Genomic DNA, 16,556 nt, shown 5'->3' with positions numbered 1-16,556 from the left:
ACTGCAGGGAGTGGCGATGGGTCAGAAGCTGGCTAAGAGGTTCATGGTCGCGTTCGGACTAGGGCTGCTGTTGGCCCTGATCTTCGACCATTCCGCGGCGGGCTTCGCCGTGGGATTCGCACTCGTCTTCGGGGCGGGTCTCGCCGCCGACTGAGCAGCGACGCCCTACGGTCCACCCAAGAGGGTCGGTCATCGTGGGTCACGTCATCTCGGCGGACGGTGTCGACGTGCGGGTGCGCAGGTCCAACGGCGGCACCGAGGTGTTCGTCGAGGTGCTGATGCTCGCGGTGTCGGCCCTGGCGCGCCGCGAATGGGACGTCAGGTTCGCCGCGAGGATCGCGCTGATGGACCAGTCGGCCATGGGTCGCGGCGCCACCGGTGGGACGACGTGGGGCACGAACCGCCGTTCGAAGAGAGTCGTCTGCGGACGCTCGGCGCGATGACCGCCGCGTTCGACACGGCCCTGGCGACGGCGCCTGACCATGACCGGTTCCGTCACCTTGACATCGCCACACCCGTCCAAATACGGTCTGGACCGTAAGTACGGTTGATGGAGGGGTGTGCGGGTGCGGAGCATCGACGAGCTCGACGAGCGACTTTCGCGGCCACGGCCGGAGCTGGTGCAGGATCTGCGCCGCCTCGACGGCGATCTGGTGGTGATCGGGGCGAGCGGCAAGCTGGGCGTCAGCCTGGTCAGGCTGGCCGTGCGGGGCATCGAGGCGGCCGGCACCGGCGCACGCGTCATCGCGGTGTCGCGCTACGGCGGGCCCGGCGCTCGCGAGGCCATGGAGGCCACCGGTGCGGAGGTCGTCGCGGCCGACGTCACCGACGACGACGCCCTGGCGGCGCTGCCCGACGCCGCGAATGTCGTGTACCTGGTCGGCGCGAAGTTCGGCACCGAGGGAAATCAGGCCGGGACCTGGGAGACCAACGTCTACCTGCCCGGACGCGTCGCCCGCCGCTACGCCGGCAGCCGCATCAGCGCCCTGTCGACCGGCAACGTGTACCCGCTGGTCGACGTCGGCAGCGGCGGCGCCACCGAGGACACGCTGCCCGGCCCGATCGGGGAGTACGCGATGTCCTGCCTGGGCCGCGAGCGGGTCCTGGAGGCCGCCTCGCAGCGCGACGGCACCCCGGTGGCGATCATCCGGCTCAACTACGCGGTCGAGATGCGCTACGGCGTGCTGGTCGACCTCGCCCAGGCCATCGACGCGGGCGGGCCGGTCGACGTCACCATGGGCAGCCTCAACCTGGTCTGGCAGGGCTACACCAACGAGGTCACGCTGCGGGCGCTGCTGCACGCGTCGACGCCGCCGCTGCTGCTCAACGTCACCGGTCCCGAGACGCTCGGCGTGCGCCGGCTGGCGAGCGACCTGTCCGCGGCGCTGGACAAGCCGGTGACGTTCACCGGCGAGGAGGCGACCACCGCGCTGCTGGCCAACGCGCAGCGCTGCCACGGACTGTTCGGCTATCCCGACGTCACGGTGCCGGAGCTGGTCGAGGCGACGGCGCACTGGGTCCGCGCCGGCCTGCCGACGCTGGGCAAGCCGACCAAGTTCCAGCGACGCGACGGGAAGTTCTGAGATGACGGCCCTGGACCGGTTTCGCGCCGGTGGAGTGATCCCCGCTCACCCGCTCGCCCTCGACGAGGACCGCAAGCTGGACGAGAAGCGGCAGCGGGCCCTGTCGCGGTACTACGTCGAGGCCGGCGCCACCGGCCTGGCGGTCGCCGTGCACACCACCCAGTTCGCCGTCCACGAGCCCGGCCGCGGCCTGCTCGCGCCGGTCCTCGAGCTGGCCGCCGAGACCGCCGCCGAGTACCCGGACCAGGCGCCCGTGCTGGTCACGGGCATCGTCGGACCGACGGAGCAAGCGGTGGCCGAGGCCGAACTGGCCCGCGACCTGGGCTACGACCTCGCACTGCTGACGCCGTACGGCACCGGCGACGCCTCCGAGGACGAGCTGCTGGACCGCGCCCGCGCCGTCGGCGAGGTCATCCCGGTCATCGGGTTCTACCTGCAGCCGGCCGTCGGTGGCCGGGTGCTCGGCCGCGACTTCTGGCGGCGGCTGGCCGAGCAGCCCGCCGTCGCGGGCGTCAAGGTCGCGCCGTTCGACCGCTACGCCACCCTCGAGGTCGTGCACGGGCTGGCCGAGTCCGGCCGGTCCGGCGACATCGCCCTCTACACCGGCAACGACGACCACATCGTGATGGACCTGCTGACCACGTACGACGTCGGCGGCGAGCGCATCGAGGTGGTCGGCGGCCTGCTCGGGCAGTGGGCGGTGTGGGTGCGTGGCGCGGTCGAGATCCTCGCCACCGCCGGCCGGGCCCGAGGCGGCGACGACACGGCGCTGCGCGAGCTGCTCGCGCTGAACCCCGTCCTCACCGACGCCAACGCCGCCGTCTTCGACGCCGCGCACGGATTCCACGGCTGCGTGCCGGGCATCCACGAGGTGCTGCGCCGGCAGGGTCTGCTGGCCGGCCTCTGGTGCCTGGACGAGAACGAGGTGCTGTCGCCCGGCCAGCTGGACGAGATCGACCGCATCTGGGCCGCGCACCCGCAGCTGCGCGACGACGCCTTCATCGCCGAGCGGCTGGACCGCTGGCTCAGAGGCTGATGCGGTACAGCGTCAGCGGCCGCCCGATGGTCCCCGACTCCAGGCTGCCCGACCGCTCCGCGCACCCGGCCAGCTCCAGCCGCTGCAGGATGCGGCGCGCCGTCCGCAGCTGCACGCCGAGCCCGTCGGCGACGTCGCGTGTGGTGAGCGGGCGGTCGGCGGTGGCGGAGGTGATCTCGCGGAGACGGTCGAGCGTGCCGACGGACAGTCCGACCCGGCTGGCGACGACGGCCCGGCTCTGTTCGGGCTTCGGCGCCTCGGCCGGGAGAACCGTCTCGAGCAGGATGTCGACGTCGTTGCGCGACGACACGACGGCGGCGACGTCGCCGTGGCTGCGCGCCCGGGCCAGCGCCCGGCGAGCCAGCCGCTCGGCCTCGGCGCCGCTGTGCCCGATGCCGAACCCGATGCGCACGACGTCGTGCCGCTGCCCGAGGCGGTGCAGCAGCGGCAGGGCGGTGAACCCGCGCGAGGCGTCGTGCAGCGGTCCGCGGGTGGTGACGATCAGCGAGAGCGTCTCGGAGTACTGCGACAGCGAGCCGCCCAGCAGCCCGACCTCGCGCGCGAGGTCGTCGAGCTCGGTCGCGGGGGAGACCTCGACCAGACCGAGCGCGACCTGCGCGTCCTCCTGGATCTGGCTGGTGGCCGACAGCAGCAGCTGGCGCAGCGCCGCGCGCACCGACTGCCGCGACGGCGCCAGCCGGAACACCGGCAGCTCGCCGCTGAGCTGGTCGTGCACGGACGCCAGGCAGGTGACGGCGACGGTGCCCGCGTGACGGCTCGCGTGCCGGCGGTGGAAGGCGGCGAAGTCGGCGGCGGTGGCGCCCGGCCGGTAGGGGAGCGTGCGCACCTCGGCGACCGGCACCCCGGCGTCCTGCAGCGTGCCGTGCACCTGTGCGGGATCGAGGGTGTCGACGGAGAGCCGGGTGACGTCGTAGCCGTCGCGCAGCAGCCGCACCAGCGCCTCGAGCAGCGTCGATCCGCTGTAGTCCACGAAGGCGGCCGGGCGCGTCAGCGCATCGTGCGCGAGGGTGTACGGAACGATGCCGGTGAACAGCCACGCGTCGACGCCGGAGGCGTGCGTGGTGACCATGGCCGAGGCCTGCGTCTCGTGGTCGTAGTCGAACCGGTGCACCCGCACCCCGGCCTGCTCCTCGCAGACCGTCGCGACGCTGTCGACCAGGTCGTGCGGGCCGACCACGCCGATCGAGGTGTCCATACGACAACTGTAGCCACCCGGTCCAGTTTTCGGGCCGGGCCGATACGATGCGAGTCGGACGACAGGAAGCAGGCGAGGCAGTGACGCTGGCCATCGACGGCGGGACGCCGGTACGCGCCGGACGGCCGTTGCCGTCACCCATGGAGCCGAGCGGGCGGACCATCGGCCCCGAGGAGGAGGCCGCCGTGCTGCGGGTGCTGCGCAGCGGCATGCTGTCCGGCGTCTGGGGCACCGAGGTGCCGGCGCTGACCGAGGAGTTCGCCGCGCTCATCGGCACCCGGTACGCGGTGGCGTGCAGCAGCGGCACCGCGGCGATCCACCTCGCCGTCGCCGCCGTCGATCCCGAGCCTGGCGACGAGATCATCGTGCCGCCGATCTCCGACATGGGCTCGGTCACCCCGATCATCGCGCAGAACGCGGTCCCGGTCTTCGCCGACGTCGACCCGGTCACCGGCAACCTCGACCCCGACGCCGTCGCGGCGCTCATCGGGCCGCGTACCCGTGCCGTCCTCGCCGTCCATCTGTTCGGCAAGCCGGCTCCGGTGGCGCGGTTGCGCGAGCTCACCGACCGCGCCGGCATCATGCTGATCGAGGACTGCGCGCAGGCCTACCTCGCGCCGAGCCGTCCGGGCGGTGCGCTGGCCGGCGCCGTCGGCCAGCTCGGCTGCTTCAGCCTGCAGCAGTACAAACACATCACCGCCGGCGACGGCGGCCTGGTCACCACCGACGACCCGGAACTGGCGCTGCGGCTGCGCCGGTTCGCCGACAAGGGCTGGCCACGCGAGACCGGCGAGCGCGCGTACCTCTCGTTCGCGCTGAACTACCGGATGACCGAACTGGTGGGCGCGGTCGCCCGGGAGCAGCTGCGCAAGCTGCCGGCCGTCGTCGAGCGACGCCGGGGCAGTGCCGCGGCGGTCGCCGGCCGGCTGGCCGGGCTGCGCGGGCTGGGGCTGCCGCCCGACGACGGCGACCACGTGTACTGGTACTTCCCGCTGCTGGTCGACGGCCTGGACGAGCCCGGGCTGGAGCGGTATGCGGCGGCGCTGACCGCCGAGGGCGTCCCGGCGCTGGGCGGGTATCTGGCCCGTCCGCTCTACGCCGAGCCGGTGCTGCGCAAGCCGCTCACCTACGGCTCGTCCGGCTACCCGCTGGCCGGCCGCGACTACCCCGACGGGCTCTGCCCGGTGGCCGAGGACCTCGTCTACCGGCGGCTCGTCGTGGTGCCGTGGAACGAGAACTTCACCGGCACCGACGTCGACGACATCGCCGCCGCGGTCGAGAAGGTGCACACCGCGCTGGTGACGTCGTGATCACCGACGCCGACCTGCTGATCGGCCGCGACATCGCGACCGGCGCGCGGCTGCCGGGCGCGGAGCTGGCGGCGGCGCTGGGGCCGCTCGGCATCGGCGGCGGGCTGGTCACGTCGCTGCGGTCGCTGCTGTTCGACGCGCCGAGCGGCAACGACGAGGCCCGGGCCGTCGCCGCCGAGCAGGGCTGGCACGCGGCGGCCGGGGTGGACCTGCGCGACCCGCTGACCGCGCTGGCGGAGGTGGCGCGCGCGGCGTCGCTGGGCGTGCGGGCAGTGCGGCTGGCGCCGGACCGGCAGGGCGTGCCGGCCACCGCGCCCGGCCTGGCGGCGGTGGCCCGGGCGGCCGTCGACGCGGACCTGCTGCTGCTCGTCGAGGGCGACGTCCGGGTCGTCGGGCCCGCGCTGGCCGGGCTGGGCGCGTCCGCCGTCTTCGTCGACGCGCACTTCTACCACCTGGGCGACTTCGTGCTGCTGGCCCGCGACGAACCCGGCTTCCACGCGTCGACCCGGCTGCTCGGCGATATCGACGGCTGGGAGGTGCTGGCCGCGGAGGTCGGCGCCGAGCGGCTGGTGTTCGGCAGCCGGCCCGGCTGGTTCGAGGCGGCCGCCGTCGTGGACCGGCTGGCGGCCGGCGGCCTGACGCCCGCGCAGCACGACCTGGTCGTGGGTGGCAACCTGCGCCGACTGCTGGGGGTGCCGGCGTGATCATCGACGTGCACGGCCACTGGGGCCCGTGGTTCTTCAGCACCGACGTCGCCGACGCGGCGGTCAACCTGCGGGTGATGGACGACTGCGGCATCGACGTCCAGTTGGTGTCGGCGGTCGAGGCGGTGGTGTACGACCCGCTGACCGGCAACCCGGCGCTGTTGCCCGCCCTGGAGGCGCACCCGCGGCTGCGCGGCCTGCTCGTGGTCGATCCGCGTGAGCTGGACCTTGCCGCCTCGCAGCTCGAGGAGCTGCTGCCGACCGGGCTGTTCGCGGGCGCGAAGATCCACACCCACTACGCCGGCTCGCCCGGCGGCTCACCCGCGATGGCCGACGCGCTGGCGCTGCTGGCCGAGCACGACCTGCCGGCCCTGGTGCACACGTGGGGCGACGAGATCGTCGCCCTCGCCGACGTCGTGGCCCAGGTCGACGGCGCCCGTGTGGTGGCCGCGCACCTCGGCGGACCGGCCTGGCCGCTGACGCCCGCGGCGGCCGAGCGGACCGACCGGCTCTGGTTCGAGCCCTGCTGGTCGACGCCGGCACCCGGCCGCATCCGCTGGGTGCTGGACCGGATCGGACCGGAGCGCCTGATGTTCGGCAGCGACGCCACCCTCATCCACCCGGCGGTCACGCTGGGCGCGATCCGGGCGGCCGGGCTCAGCTCCGCCGAGGAGGAGTTGATCATGTGGCGCAACGCGGCCGAGGTGTTCGGCCTCTGAACGAGCCGTTCCTGCCGCTCGCGTAGGTCGGGGCGACGGGGTCGTGGGCCTTGCGTACGTGTGTCGGGTACGTGCCGTTCGCCGTCCCCCTGCTGCCCATGTTCTCAGCCGCTCAACCGCGCCTCGAGCGGACCTGCTTGGGCGCTTCGCGCCGACGAATGACCGCTTGACCCACGGCCGCGCGGTCTCAGAACTGGCAGCTATCAGGGGGACGGGGCGAGTCTGGGCACACCTCGGGCTCCGCAGGCGTGGTCCCGGGTTCCACCGTTGGCCGTCGGGGCCGACCGTCGACCTCCACCGCTGGCGTGGGCCGGGTTCGCAGGGCACTCCACCAGGCGTCCGTTCGCTTCACCAGGCATGCATGGGTGGTAGAGCGGGAGAACGCCTGGTGACGTACGCGATCGTTGATGATCATCGCTGTCCACAAGTGCCCAGGGCGCCACGTCGCACCCGAGGCGCCCGAGATGATCACGTTCAGTTGGCGTCCGTTCGCTTCACCAGGCATGCATGGGTGGTAGAGCGGGAGAACGCCTGGTGACGTACGCGATCGTTGATGATCATCGCTGTCCACAAGTGCCCAGGGCGCCATGTCGCACCGGCGGCGCCCGAGATGATCACGTTCAGTTGGCGTCCGTTCGCTTCACCAGGCATGCATGCCTTGCTCGGCGAACACACCCCACCTGAACGTGATCATTCCGGGAGGGGTCAGACCTTGCGCCAGCCGGGGGTCCAGACGCCGTCCTCGACGGTGTAGTCGCCGAACAGGGCCGGCGCCTCCTTCACCATCAGCGCGCCGACCTTGCCGAGGATCAGCCGGATCTCCTCCTCGGCGCCCGGCGCGGTGCGGTTCTCGATGACGTGGCGCAGCGTGCGGACGTTGGCCGTCCACACCATGCCGGTCGCGAGGCCCTCGGGGGCGAACCGGCGCATGAACGACGTCTTGTGCTTCTTCTCGCCGAACTTCACGCCCTCGTCGTCGAGGCCGAAGTGGCCGGCCATCCAGTGCTGAAACTCCTCCATCTGACCGAGCAGAGCGCCGGCCCGCTCCATCAGCTCAGGGTCCTCGCGGGCCCAGTCGGGGAACCAGAACGGGAGGTCGTCGAGGCGGACGAAGCGCAGCGACTCCTGCGAGACGGCGACGCCGGCGCGGTGGCGGACCAGTTCGTGGGTCGCGACCCGGCTGACGTTGTGCAGCACGAAGGAGAAGTTGACGTGCTCGAGCACCGAGCCGTGCGCGCTGGCGAGGATGTTCTTCAGGTACTCGGCCTGGTCGGTGCGGATACGGCTGACGTTGGGGTTCAGCCCCGGCTCCCACGACCGATAGCAGATGCGTCCGGCGAACTCGGCGAGGTTCTGCGCGTCGTCGAGGTCGCCGCGGTCGACGCGTTCCAGCCAGGTCTCGCCGCCGACCTCCTTCAAGTAGGCCGCGACCTCGTCGTAGTCGAAGTCGGGACGGGCGATGAGGTGGACTTCAGGCTCTACCTTGCGCACGGGGTCAGTCTGCCAGCACCCGCTGGGGACGCCAGCCCAGGACGGCCTGCGTGTCGTCGGCGAGCACGGAGACCCCACTCACATCGGCGGTGACGAGGAACGGCCGGTACGGCCCGGTCCAGGCCAGAGCGCGGTCGATCGCGGCCGCGAGGTCGGCGGCCGCGAGCGCCGGGATGCGGGCGCCGCCGTCGTCGCGCATGGTCATCTGCCGCGGCGGATGACCCTCGGGCGAGCGCCACAGCGGCCAGTCGGCGTCGGGCGTGGGGAAGATCAGCCGCAGCGAGCAGGCCGGCAGCCCCAGCGACGGCGACAGCGCGGCCACGACCTGCTCGCCGAGCCGCTTGGTCAGCCCGTACACCTCGGCGGAGTCGGGCGCGGCCGCCGGGTCGATCAGACGCGTGGAGTAGTCGCCGAAGACCGACATCGTGCTGATGTGCACGAACGACCGCACGCCGCCGGCCGCCGCCAGCGACATCGCCAGGTGCAGCGATCCGACGTTGACCTCGAACGACAGGTGGTTCGCGGCCGGGTCGTAGCCACCGACCCGCGGAATGGCGGCGGCCATGTGCACCACGGCGTCGACGCCCGCGAGCGCGGCCGAGACGTCGCCGGGGGAGCGGGCGTCGCCGACCACCGACTCGACGCCGGCGACGTCCACCGGGCGCGGATCGAGCACCCGGACGGTGTGCCGCTCGGCGAGGTGCGGGACGACGTTGCTCCCGACCATGCCGGCGCCGCCGATGACCAGGACGTGCATGCCGCCGCTCCTCCCGGTGCCTGGATCAGGGCTCACAGCGTCGCACACTGCCCGGAGCGCGCACCACGGATCCGGTTCGCCACCCCCTCGTCGGTGGGCGGTTCGGCGTTGCCCGAGCAGGCCAGCGACCCGACGATCGTCGACCCGGAGATGACGGCGGCCGGCGCCGGCCCGTTCGTCAGCGTCACCGCTCCACGCACCGTCGCGCCGGAGATGACGACCGGCGAGGCGCCGTCGGCCGTGACCGACCCGGACACCGAACCGCCGGTGATGCGCAGCCCCGCGCCGCCGGTGACGGTGATCGAGCCGAGCACGGTGGCGTCGTCGAGGCAGAGCGTGCCGGCCGACGCGGTCAGCGCGCCGCGGTGGGTGCCGGTGACGCTCGCCGTGCAGGCCGGGCGGAACCGCAGCAGCTCGTCGCCGGACCCGATGTACACGTCACCGTCGCTGTGCGCGGCCAGGTGCGACGCCGTGCCGGTCCACAGCTCCTCGACGGCCAGCGTCGACGGGTCGACCCGGACCAGCCGGGAGCCGGCCGGCGACGCGTAGAGCAGGCCGTCAGCCGGGCTGAGCACGAGGTCGCCGGAGCTGCTGCCGCTCGAACCGAGGCTCACCCGCTCGACGACGGAGGCGGCAGCGACGTCGACGGCGAACAGGTCGGTGCCGGAGAGCCCCCACAGCAGACCGGCGTCGTCGAAGGCCAGCGCCGGGATCGACGGCTTGCCGGGCGAGGGGTGCAGCTCCCACAGCAGCCGCCGCTCGGCCACCGACCACGCGAAGACGGTCGCCTCGGGCTGCGTCGGCGGCGTGGCGCTCTGCCCGCCGTAGATGCTGGTGGCGCCGTAGACGACGCCGTCGCGGTAGGCCAGCGCGACGATGCTCTCGTCGTCGACGAGGTCGCGTTCGGCATGCACCAGCTCGCCGCCGGCGGTGTCGTACAGGGCGAACACGCCGCCCAGCTCGCCGAGGTCGGGCATGGTGCCGACGGCCAGGTGGTCGCCGGCCGAGGCCAGCGCCCGCGGCCGGATCTGCCGGTCGGCCTTGAAGTCGAACAGTCTGGCCGGATTGTCGGTGGCGCCGGGATCCGGCGACGGCGAGTACTCCGGGCTGTGCCACGGCAGTGCCGGGTCGTAGGAGTACACCCGCGCGTCCGGGTAGGCGCCGACGTACAGCCGCCCGGCGTGCGTCGTCATCGCCTCGCTCTGCGAGAACGTGTGGAACTCCTCGCGGACGCCGGTCGCGGGATCGACCGCCGCGAATCCGCCGTTGAGGAAGCCGCCCGCGTACACACGCCCGTCCGGGCCCTCGCTGAGCGCGGTGATGTCGATGGGCTCGCCCTCGATGGTGGTCTGGACGAACGAGTGCGCGCCGGTCGTCGGGTTGTAGCGGAACATCAGCCCGCGCCAGAGCAGGCCGACGATGCTGCGGCCCGGGTAGTCGGGCAGTCCCAGCTCGGCCCAGCCGATGCCGCGCGTGTTCGCCACGCGGCCGGTGAACGGAACGCCGGTGGACACGGTGCTGCCGTCGCGCGGGTCGTAGCGGACCAGCTCGCCACCGGCGATCAGGTGGACGCGGCCCTCCTCGTCCGGCGGCGACGGTTCCAGCCCGTGTGCGGTCTGGATGTCGTCGACCCATCGACCGGCGGCGATGTCCCAGACGTGGAGCGGGCTCGGCGACGCCGAGCCGAACCGCACGTACAGGTGGTCGCCGACGACGTCGACGTCGTAGGCCCAGGCGGTCGAGACGTCCAGGCCGTCGGGCAGCGGCAGCGCGGTGCTCTCGCCGGACACTCGGTCGACGGCGAACAGCGCGGCCGGGTTCTCGGTGCCGGCGAAGATCGTGTCGCCGTGAACGGCGACGCTGCGCACGTAGGCGTGCGTGGGGGAGAGTCGGCCGTAGTCGCGGAACGCGCCGGTGGCGGGGTCGTAGCCGAACAGCTTCCCGGTGGGCGACGTGCCGCCGTACACCTGGCCGTCGTCGGCCACCGTGACGTCCCAGACGAACGTCTCGCCGGCGACCGGGTTGCCGAGCGCCTCGACACCGCCGGCCGCCGTCCAGCGGTACAGCCCGGCCGCGCCGTAGGTCCCGACGTACACCGAGCCGTCGGCGCCGGCGTCGACGGCCCACGAGCCGCCCGCGCCGGTCAGGTCGAACCGGGCCACGGCCTCGCCGGTCGCGGGGTCGACGGCGTTCAGGTGCGCGGGCGCACCGGACGACGCGCTCCACAGCACCGGCGTGCCGTCGGGACCGGCACCGAGGGTGCCCCCGATCAGCAGCACGTCCTGCAGCGGCGTGCCGAGCGAGGTGACCTCGCCGGGCGGTGGCGCGTCCGTGGCCGCACCGGACGCGCCGGCGGACGGGGCCACCGCCGCGGTGCCGAGGGCGAGCACGAGGACGGCCGATCCGGACAGGAGCGATCTCATCGCGGGACCTCCGAGACGGCGGGACGGGGGATCTGCCCCGGAGGCTAGCGGCACCGCGGATATCGGGCAAGGCCGAAATTACCGGAGGTCTTGCCCTCCCGAGCGACGGGCTGCCAGGATGACGGGCTAACGGGCCAGGCCGAAATGAAGCTCGCGAGGAGGATGCCTTGATGAGGCTGTACCGATCGCCGCTGGCGGCCGTCGCCGCCGCACTCGTGCTGTCGTTGACGGTGCCCGTGGCGGACGCGCGCACCGATCCGGCGCCGGCGGCCACCGCGCAGGCGCCGATCGTGGGCGCGGAGGAGTCGCTCGGCTACCCGATCGAGGGCCGCGTGCTCTCGCAGGAGCAGTCCCAGGGCGTCGACGCCGAGGGCCGGCCGCAGGCCTACTGGGTCACCGCCGGGAACGAGGAGACCCCCGGCATGTTCCAGGTCACCGACCTGCGCACCGCCGAGGTGGTGTTCGCCGAGCGGCTGCCGGCCGGCATCAACAGCTGGGCCAGCACGTTCAGCACCGCCGACGGCACCGTCTACTTCGGCATGACCGAGGGCGAGCTGTACTCCTGGACACCGGGCGACGACGCGGTGACGGCGTTGGGCGTGCCGTTCGCCGGTGAGGGCATCTGGCGGCTGGACGCCGCGCCGGACGGCGTCGTCTACGGCGGCACGTACCCGGGCGGCAAGCTGTTCTCCTTCGACCCGTCCACCGGCGCGTTCACCGACCACGGCCGGGCCGTGCCGGGCGAGACGTACGCCCGCACGCTGGAGGCCGACGACGAGAGCGTCTGGGTCGGCACCCAGCCGCGTGCCCGGCTGACCCGCTTCGACCGTGCGACGGGGGAGTACCACCAGGTCGCGCTGCCGGCGCAGTACGAGACGCACGAGGTCGTCTACGACATGACGCTGGCCCGCGAATACCTGCTGCTGCGGGTGCAGCCCTCGAACGACCTGCTGGTCTACGACACCGGCAGCGGCGAGTTCGTGAACATCGTGCCGGGCATCTCCGGTCGCGCCATCTCCGCGCCCGACCCGGCCGGGAAGTACGTCTACTTCCGCATCGCCGCGGTGGGCGTCGTGGCCTACGACCTGGACACCCACACCTACGCGCCGGTCGGCTGGGCGCCCAACGCGTTCCCCGGCAGCTGGGCGTGGGTCGACCTGGACCACCCGGACTTCCCGGGCAGGTCGCTGGCCATGACCTACTACTACGGCCGCATCTACATCTGGAACCCGCAGACCCGGAATGGCCGCTACATCGGCGAGACCGACCTGCAGGGCGCGCCGAACACCCTCACCGCGCTGGGCTCCGGCCCGGACGGCGCCGTGTACGCCGGCGCGTTCCTGTCCCCGCCCGGCATGGCCCGGTTCGACCCCGCCGCGGGCTCGACGACGCTGCTGGCCGGCGCCGGCCAGGTCGAGGGGTTCGGCACCTACGGCGAGCACCTGGTGTTCGGGCGCTACCCGAACGCCGGGCTGCTGGACTTCGACACCGCACAGCCGTGGAGCGTGGGCACCAACCCCGGCCCCGCGGCGACCATCGCCGCCGAGCAGGACCGGCCGCAGGCGTTCGCGCCGGTCGGCGACCTCGTGGCCGTGGGCAGCGTGCCGAAGTCGGGCCGGCTCGGCGGCGCGCTCAGCCTGTGGGACCCGGCCACGGGCGAGGTCGTGACTCACCGAGGCGTCGTACCCGACCAGAGCGTGGTGTCGCTGGCCGAGCGCGACGGGCTGCTCTACGGCGGCACGTCGATCAACGGCGGCTACGGCATCGACCCCGTGGCCACCGAGGCGCGGTTGTTCGTCGCCGACCCCGCCACCGGCGAGGTGCTGGAGAGCCTGGCGCCGGTGCCCGGCGGCCGGGCGGTCAACGGGCTGACCTTCGATGCCGGCGGCACGCTGTGGGGCGTCTCGGACGGGACGCTGTTCACCTACGACACCGAGGCGGGCGCCGTCACCCGGTCCGAACGGCTCTTCCCGCGCAGCACGAACATGTACGGCCAGGACCGCCACCTGCTGTTCCGCGAGGACGGCTACCTGTACGTCACCAGCTCCGGCAGCCTGTGGCGGGTCGACCCGCGGAGCTGGGCGGTGGACGAGCTGGCGGCGGCGGGCGTGGGCTCGCTGGCCCGCGACGACGACGGCTACCTCTATTACACGCGGGGCGCGGCGCTGTACCGGTGGAACTTCTCGCTGCGCCCGCAGCCGGTCTGCGACGTGACGGTGACCGGCCCGCACGCCGGCCCGATCACCGTCGAGGCCGGCACCACGTGCCTGGACGGCGCCACGGTGTCCGGCCCGGTGCAGGTCAGCCCGGGCGCGGTGCTGGTCGCCGAGGACTCGTCGGTGAGCGGGCCGGTGCGCGCGGTCGGCGCCGGCGGCGTGACGCTCGACGGCGTGACCGTGACCGGCCCGCTGTCGGTGACCGGCTCCGTCGGCGAGGTCTGGATCGCCGGCACGACGGTGACCGGCCCGGTCGAGCTGACGAACAACACCGGTGGCACGACCGTCTCCGGGCTCACCGTCACCGGCCCGCTGAGCTGCACCGGCAACGACCCGGAGCCGGAGGTCGAGGACGTCGACGTCGACGGCCCGGTGTCCGGCCAGTGCCCAGAGGCATGATGCGCCGCCTGATCGCCTGGTCCACCGCCGCGCTGGTCGCGGCCGGCACACTGGCGGCCGGCGGCGCGGCCGCGGCCGACTACCCGTCCTTCAAGGACATCGGCGGCCTGCCGCTGAACGCCGTCACCGCGCCCGGATCGGGGGTCGGGCCAGGCCCGGACGGCGAGCCGTGGCTGTACCTGGTGTCGTCGGGCAGCCCGGCGGTGTTCAGCGTCGTCGACGCGCGCGACGGCAGCCGGGTGCACGAGTTCGCGCTGCCCGGGTCGTCGGGCTCGTGGGCCGTCGACGTCGCCCCGAACGGTGACGTCTACGTCGGCAGCTACGGCGAAGGCCGGGTCTACCGGTACCGGCCGGGCGCCGCGGCCGTCGAGGACCTCGGCGTGGCGGTGCCGGGCGAGACGTTCGTCTGGTCGATCACGCACGACGAGGACGGCGTCGTCTACGGCGGCACCGGTCAGTCCCGGGCGAACGTGTTCCGGTACGACCCGGCCACCGGCGCGACGACGAACCTCGGGTCGCTCGCACCCACGGCCGACCCGCTGATCGTGCGCGGCATCGCCGCGGCCGGTGGCAAGGTCTATGCCGGCACCCACGCCTCGACCAGCGTCGTCGAGATCGACGCGGCGACGGGCGAGCGGCGCGACCTCGGGCTGCCGCCAAACGCCGACCCGGCGGCCGGGGTGTACGACCTCGACATCCGCGGCCGGCTGCTGTTCGCCCGCTTCAGCCTCTCCGGCTCGCCCGCGCCGCTGCACGTCTACGACCTGGACACCGGCGCCTGGGTGCAGGAGATCCCGGACGTTCACGGGCTGAACATGTCGCCGGTGGCATCGGACGGGCGCACCGTCCATTTCGTCCGCGACGAGACCCTGCACAGCTACGACCTGGTCGACCGGACCTACGCGGCCACCTCGCTGACCGGGGTCGGCGACGTCCGCGGCTTCGGCTTCCTGAACCTCGGCGACCCGGGCTGGCCCGGCGACACCCTCGTCGGGCTGAACCACCAGGGCGGCTACTTCGTCTACTCACCGCAGACCGGCGCATCGCAGCGGCGCACCGCGGACGCCGTCGCGGCTCCGGCCGCGTCGCGCTCGATCGCCGAGGGACCCGACGGCCTGCTCTACGCCGGCAGCTTCCTGGCCGGCGGGCTGGCCGCCTACGACCCGGCGACCGGCGCCAAGGCGTCGTTCGCCGCCGAGGTCGGCCAGGCCGAAGGCATGGCCACCCACGACGGCGCGCTCTACGTCGGCACCTACCCGTGGGGCGAGATCCTGCGCTACGACCCCGGCCAGCCGGCCGAACCGGGCGTCAACCCGCGCTCGGTGCTGCGGCTGTACGAGGACCACGGCCAGTCCCGTCCGTTCGCGCTGGCCTCGGCCGGCGACCACCTCGCCATCGGGACCGTGGCGAAGAACGGCTCGCCCGGCGGCGGGCTGACGCTGCTGAACACGCGGACCGGCGAGTCCTGGTTCACCGACGTCGTGCCTGGCCAGAGCGTCGTGGCGCTGACCTACCGGGACGGCGTGCTGTACGGCGCGACGTCGGTCTACGGCGGCGTCGGCGGGCCGCGGCCCACCGAGACCGACGCGGTGGTCTTCGCCTACGACATCGAGGAGCGGCGCAAGCTCTGGGAGGTCGCGCCGATGCCCGGCGAGGGCGCCATCGGCGAGCTGGCGTTCGACGAGAACGGCCTGCTGTGGAGCCACACGACGGTGTCGGTGTTCCGCATCGACGTCGACACGCGGGAGGTCCGGGCGCGGCGCACCTACGAGCCGTACCCGTGGGACACCATCGACTACGCGCACGTCGGCTCACGGCTCTGGTACGACCCGTACGTCGACCAGCTCTACGTCGTCTCACAGCGGAGCATGTACACGATCGACCCGGTGACGCTGGACCGCGCCCGAGTGTTCCGGCCGGCCTCGTACGGGTTCCTGCACAACAACGGCAACGTGTTCATCGCCCGCGACCTGCAGTACTGGGAGTACACCCCGAGTGACCGGCCGGCGGCGGCCGCGGGCGTGGCGGCGGAGTCGGTCCCGGCCGGCCGGCCGCAGACCGTCACGCTCACCGGGCTCGGCCCGGGCGAGGAGGCGGAGCTCTGGCTGCGCCCGGACGCCCGGCAGCTGGGCACGGTGCGGGCCGACGCCACCGGCGCGGCGAGCCTGACCTTCACCGTGCCGCTGGACCGCTCCGGCGAGCTGACCGTCGAGGCCCGCCGGCTCTCCACGCGGGGTGCGCTGTGGACGTCGTTCCAGGCGGCGGCGCCGCTGTGCGATGTCACCGTCGACGGGCCGCACGCCGGGCCGCTGCGGGTCGAGTCGGGCACCACCTGTCTGGTCGGTGCCACGGTGTCCGGCCCGGTGCAGGCCGGCCCGGGGGCGATGCTGACCGTCACCGACTCGGCGGTGTCGGGCCCGATCCGGGCCGACCGGGCCGGTGGCGTGGTGCTGTCCGGCGCGACGGTGTCCGGGCCACTGACCGTGACCGGCAGCGCCGGCGCGGTCTCGGTCCGGGACTCCGTCGTGAGCGGCTCGATCTCGCTGGACGGCAACACCGGCGGCGTCCGGTTCGCCGGCAACCAGGTCATCGGCGGGCTGTCCTGCACCGGCAACGACCCGGCACCGGTCCTGGACGAGCCTAACGACGTCACCGGACCGGTGCGCGGGCAGTGCGCCGGCTGAGGGACGGCCGTGACGGAA

General features: G+C 73.4%; 13 protein-coding genes. 9 read left to right on the top strand and 4 right to left on the bottom strand.

All coding sequences use genetic code 11. The annotated features are described in order from the left end of the window. Window positions 1–16 precede the first annotated feature (16 nt). The 4 genes from DZA62_RS35655 (at window position 17) to DZA62_RS10425 (ending at window position 2,619) form a co-directional block, all read left to right on the top strand. Window positions 17–154 carry a hypothetical protein gene (locus DZA62_RS35655; protein WP_157987592.1) on the top strand — a complete coding sequence of 46 codons (138 nt, stop codon included), beginning with the start codon at window positions 17–19 and terminating at the stop codon, window positions 152–154. 40 nt (window positions 155–194) lie between these two features. Then, window positions 195–443: a hypothetical protein gene (locus tag DZA62_RS10435; RefSeq protein ID WP_116948817.1), complete on the top strand. Its 249-nt coding sequence runs from the start codon at window positions 195–197 to the stop codon at window positions 441–443. 123 nt (window positions 444–566) lie between these two features. Beyond that, window positions 567–1,583 carry an NAD-dependent epimerase/dehydratase family protein gene (locus DZA62_RS10430; protein WP_116949089.1) on the top strand — a complete coding sequence of 339 codons (1,017 nt, stop codon included), beginning with the start codon at window positions 567–569 and terminating at the stop codon, window positions 1,581–1,583. A 1-nt stretch (window position 1,584) separates the two neighbouring features. Further along, window positions 1,585–2,619: a dihydrodipicolinate synthase family protein gene (locus DZA62_RS10425; protein WP_116948816.1), complete on the top strand. Its 1,035-nt coding sequence runs from the start codon at window positions 1,585–1,587 to the stop codon at window positions 2,617–2,619. Here the strand turns inward: DZA62_RS10425 and DZA62_RS10420 are convergent. Continuing rightward, window positions 2,609–3,835 carry a hypothetical protein gene (locus DZA62_RS10420; RefSeq protein WP_116948815.1) on the bottom strand — a complete coding sequence of 409 codons (1,227 nt, stop codon included), beginning with the start codon at window positions 3,833–3,835 and terminating at the stop codon, window positions 2,609–2,611. The genes DZA62_RS10425 and DZA62_RS10420 overlap by 11 nt on opposite strands. Before the next feature lie 140 nt (window positions 3,836–3,975). Between DZA62_RS10420 and DZA62_RS10415 the strand changes: the two genes are divergently transcribed. The 3 genes from DZA62_RS10415 to DZA62_RS10405 are packed head-to-tail and all read left to right on the top strand — an operon-like array spanning window position 3,976 to window position 6,568. Next, complete coding sequence (locus DZA62_RS10415) at window positions 3,976–5,145, top strand: DegT/DnrJ/EryC1/StrS family aminotransferase (protein ID WP_408618602.1); 1,170 nt, start codon at window positions 3,976–3,978, stop codon at window positions 5,143–5,145. Continuing rightward, window positions 5,142–5,849, top strand: a complete 708-nt coding sequence (locus DZA62_RS10410) for an amidohydrolase family protein (protein ID WP_116948813.1) — start codon at window positions 5,142–5,144, stop codon at window positions 5,847–5,849. The genes DZA62_RS10415 and DZA62_RS10410 overlap by 4 nt, the downstream gene beginning before the upstream one ends. Continuing rightward, window positions 5,846–6,568: an amidohydrolase family protein gene (locus tag DZA62_RS10405; RefSeq protein ID WP_116948812.1), complete on the top strand. Its 723-nt coding sequence runs from the start codon at window positions 5,846–5,848 to the stop codon at window positions 6,566–6,568. Before DZA62_RS10410 ends, DZA62_RS10405 begins: the two co-directional genes overlap by 4 nt. 705 nt (window positions 6,569–7,273) lie before the next feature. Here the strand turns inward: DZA62_RS10405 and thyX are convergent. The 3 genes from thyX to DZA62_RS10390 are packed head-to-tail and all read right to left on the bottom strand — an operon-like array spanning window position 7,274 to window position 11,239. After that, window positions 7,274–8,059 carry an FAD-dependent thymidylate synthase gene (gene thyX, locus DZA62_RS10400; RefSeq protein WP_116948811.1) on the bottom strand — a complete coding sequence of 262 codons (786 nt, stop codon included), beginning with the start codon at window positions 8,057–8,059 and terminating at the stop codon, window positions 7,274–7,276. Window positions 8,060–8,063: 4 nt separating this feature from the next. Then, window positions 8,064–8,816 (bottom strand): NAD-dependent epimerase/dehydratase family protein, encoded by a 753-nt coding sequence (locus tag DZA62_RS10395; RefSeq protein WP_116948810.1) that lies wholly within the window; start codon window positions 8,814–8,816, stop codon window positions 8,064–8,066. A 32-nt stretch (window positions 8,817–8,848) separates the two neighbouring features. Continuing rightward, on the bottom strand, window positions 8,849–11,239 hold the full coding sequence (locus DZA62_RS10390; protein WP_116948809.1) for a ligand-binding sensor domain-containing protein: 2,391 nt from the start codon (window positions 11,237–11,239) through the stop codon (window positions 8,849–8,851). Between the two features lie 170 nt (window positions 11,240–11,409). Between DZA62_RS10390 and DZA62_RS10385 the strand changes: the two genes are divergently transcribed. Both DZA62_RS10385 and DZA62_RS10380 read left to right on the top strand, forming a co-directional pair. Further along, a complete protein-coding gene (locus tag DZA62_RS10385; protein ID WP_116948808.1) occupies window positions 11,410–13,854 on the top strand; it encodes an NHL repeat-containing protein in 2,445 nt (814 codons plus the stop codon). Beyond that, entirely contained in the window at window positions 13,851–16,538 is a 2,688-nt protein-coding gene (locus DZA62_RS10380; RefSeq protein WP_157987591.1) for a PQQ-binding-like beta-propeller repeat protein, read from the top strand. The genes DZA62_RS10385 and DZA62_RS10380 overlap by 4 nt, the downstream gene beginning before the upstream one ends. Window positions 16,539–16,556 lie beyond the last annotated feature (18 nt).

Source organism: Jiangella endophytica (assembly GCF_003427025.1).
In the GTDB taxonomy this organism is placed as follows: domain Bacteria; phylum Actinomycetota; class Actinomycetes; order Jiangellales; family Jiangellaceae; genus Jiangella; species Jiangella endophytica.
This window is presented reverse-complemented; position numbering and strand designations above follow the sequence as displayed.

Excerpts from the sequence above, each read along its gene's own strand:
- DZA62_RS35655 (WP_157987592.1), top strand. The coding sequence starts at position 17 with ATGGGTCAGAAGCTGGCTAAGAGGTTCATGGTCGCGTTCGGACTAGGG.
- DZA62_RS10425 (WP_116948816.1), top strand. The coding sequence starts at position 1,585 with ATGACGGCCCTGGACCGGTTTCGCGCCGGTGGAGTGATCCCCGCTCAC.
- DZA62_RS10420 (WP_116948815.1), bottom strand. The coding sequence starts at position 3,835 with ATGGACACCTCGATCGGCGTGGTCGGCCCGCACGACCTGGTCGACAGC.
- DZA62_RS10415 (WP_408618602.1), top strand. The coding sequence starts at position 3,976 with ATGGAGCCGAGCGGGCGGACCATCGGCCCCGAGGAGGAGGCCGCCGTG.
- DZA62_RS10395 (WP_116948810.1), bottom strand. The coding sequence starts at position 8,816 with ATGCACGTCCTGGTCATCGGCGGCGCCGGCATGGTCGGGAGCAACGTC.
- DZA62_RS10390 (WP_116948809.1), bottom strand. The coding sequence starts at position 11,239 with ATGAGATCGCTCCTGTCCGGATCGGCCGTCCTCGTGCTCGCCCTCGGC.
- DZA62_RS10385 (WP_116948808.1), top strand. The coding sequence starts at position 11,410 with ATGAGGCTGTACCGATCGCCGCTGGCGGCCGTCGCCGCCGCACTCGTG.
- DZA62_RS10380 (WP_157987591.1), top strand. The coding sequence starts at position 13,851 with ATGATGCGCCGCCTGATCGCCTGGTCCACCGCCGCGCTGGTCGCGGCC.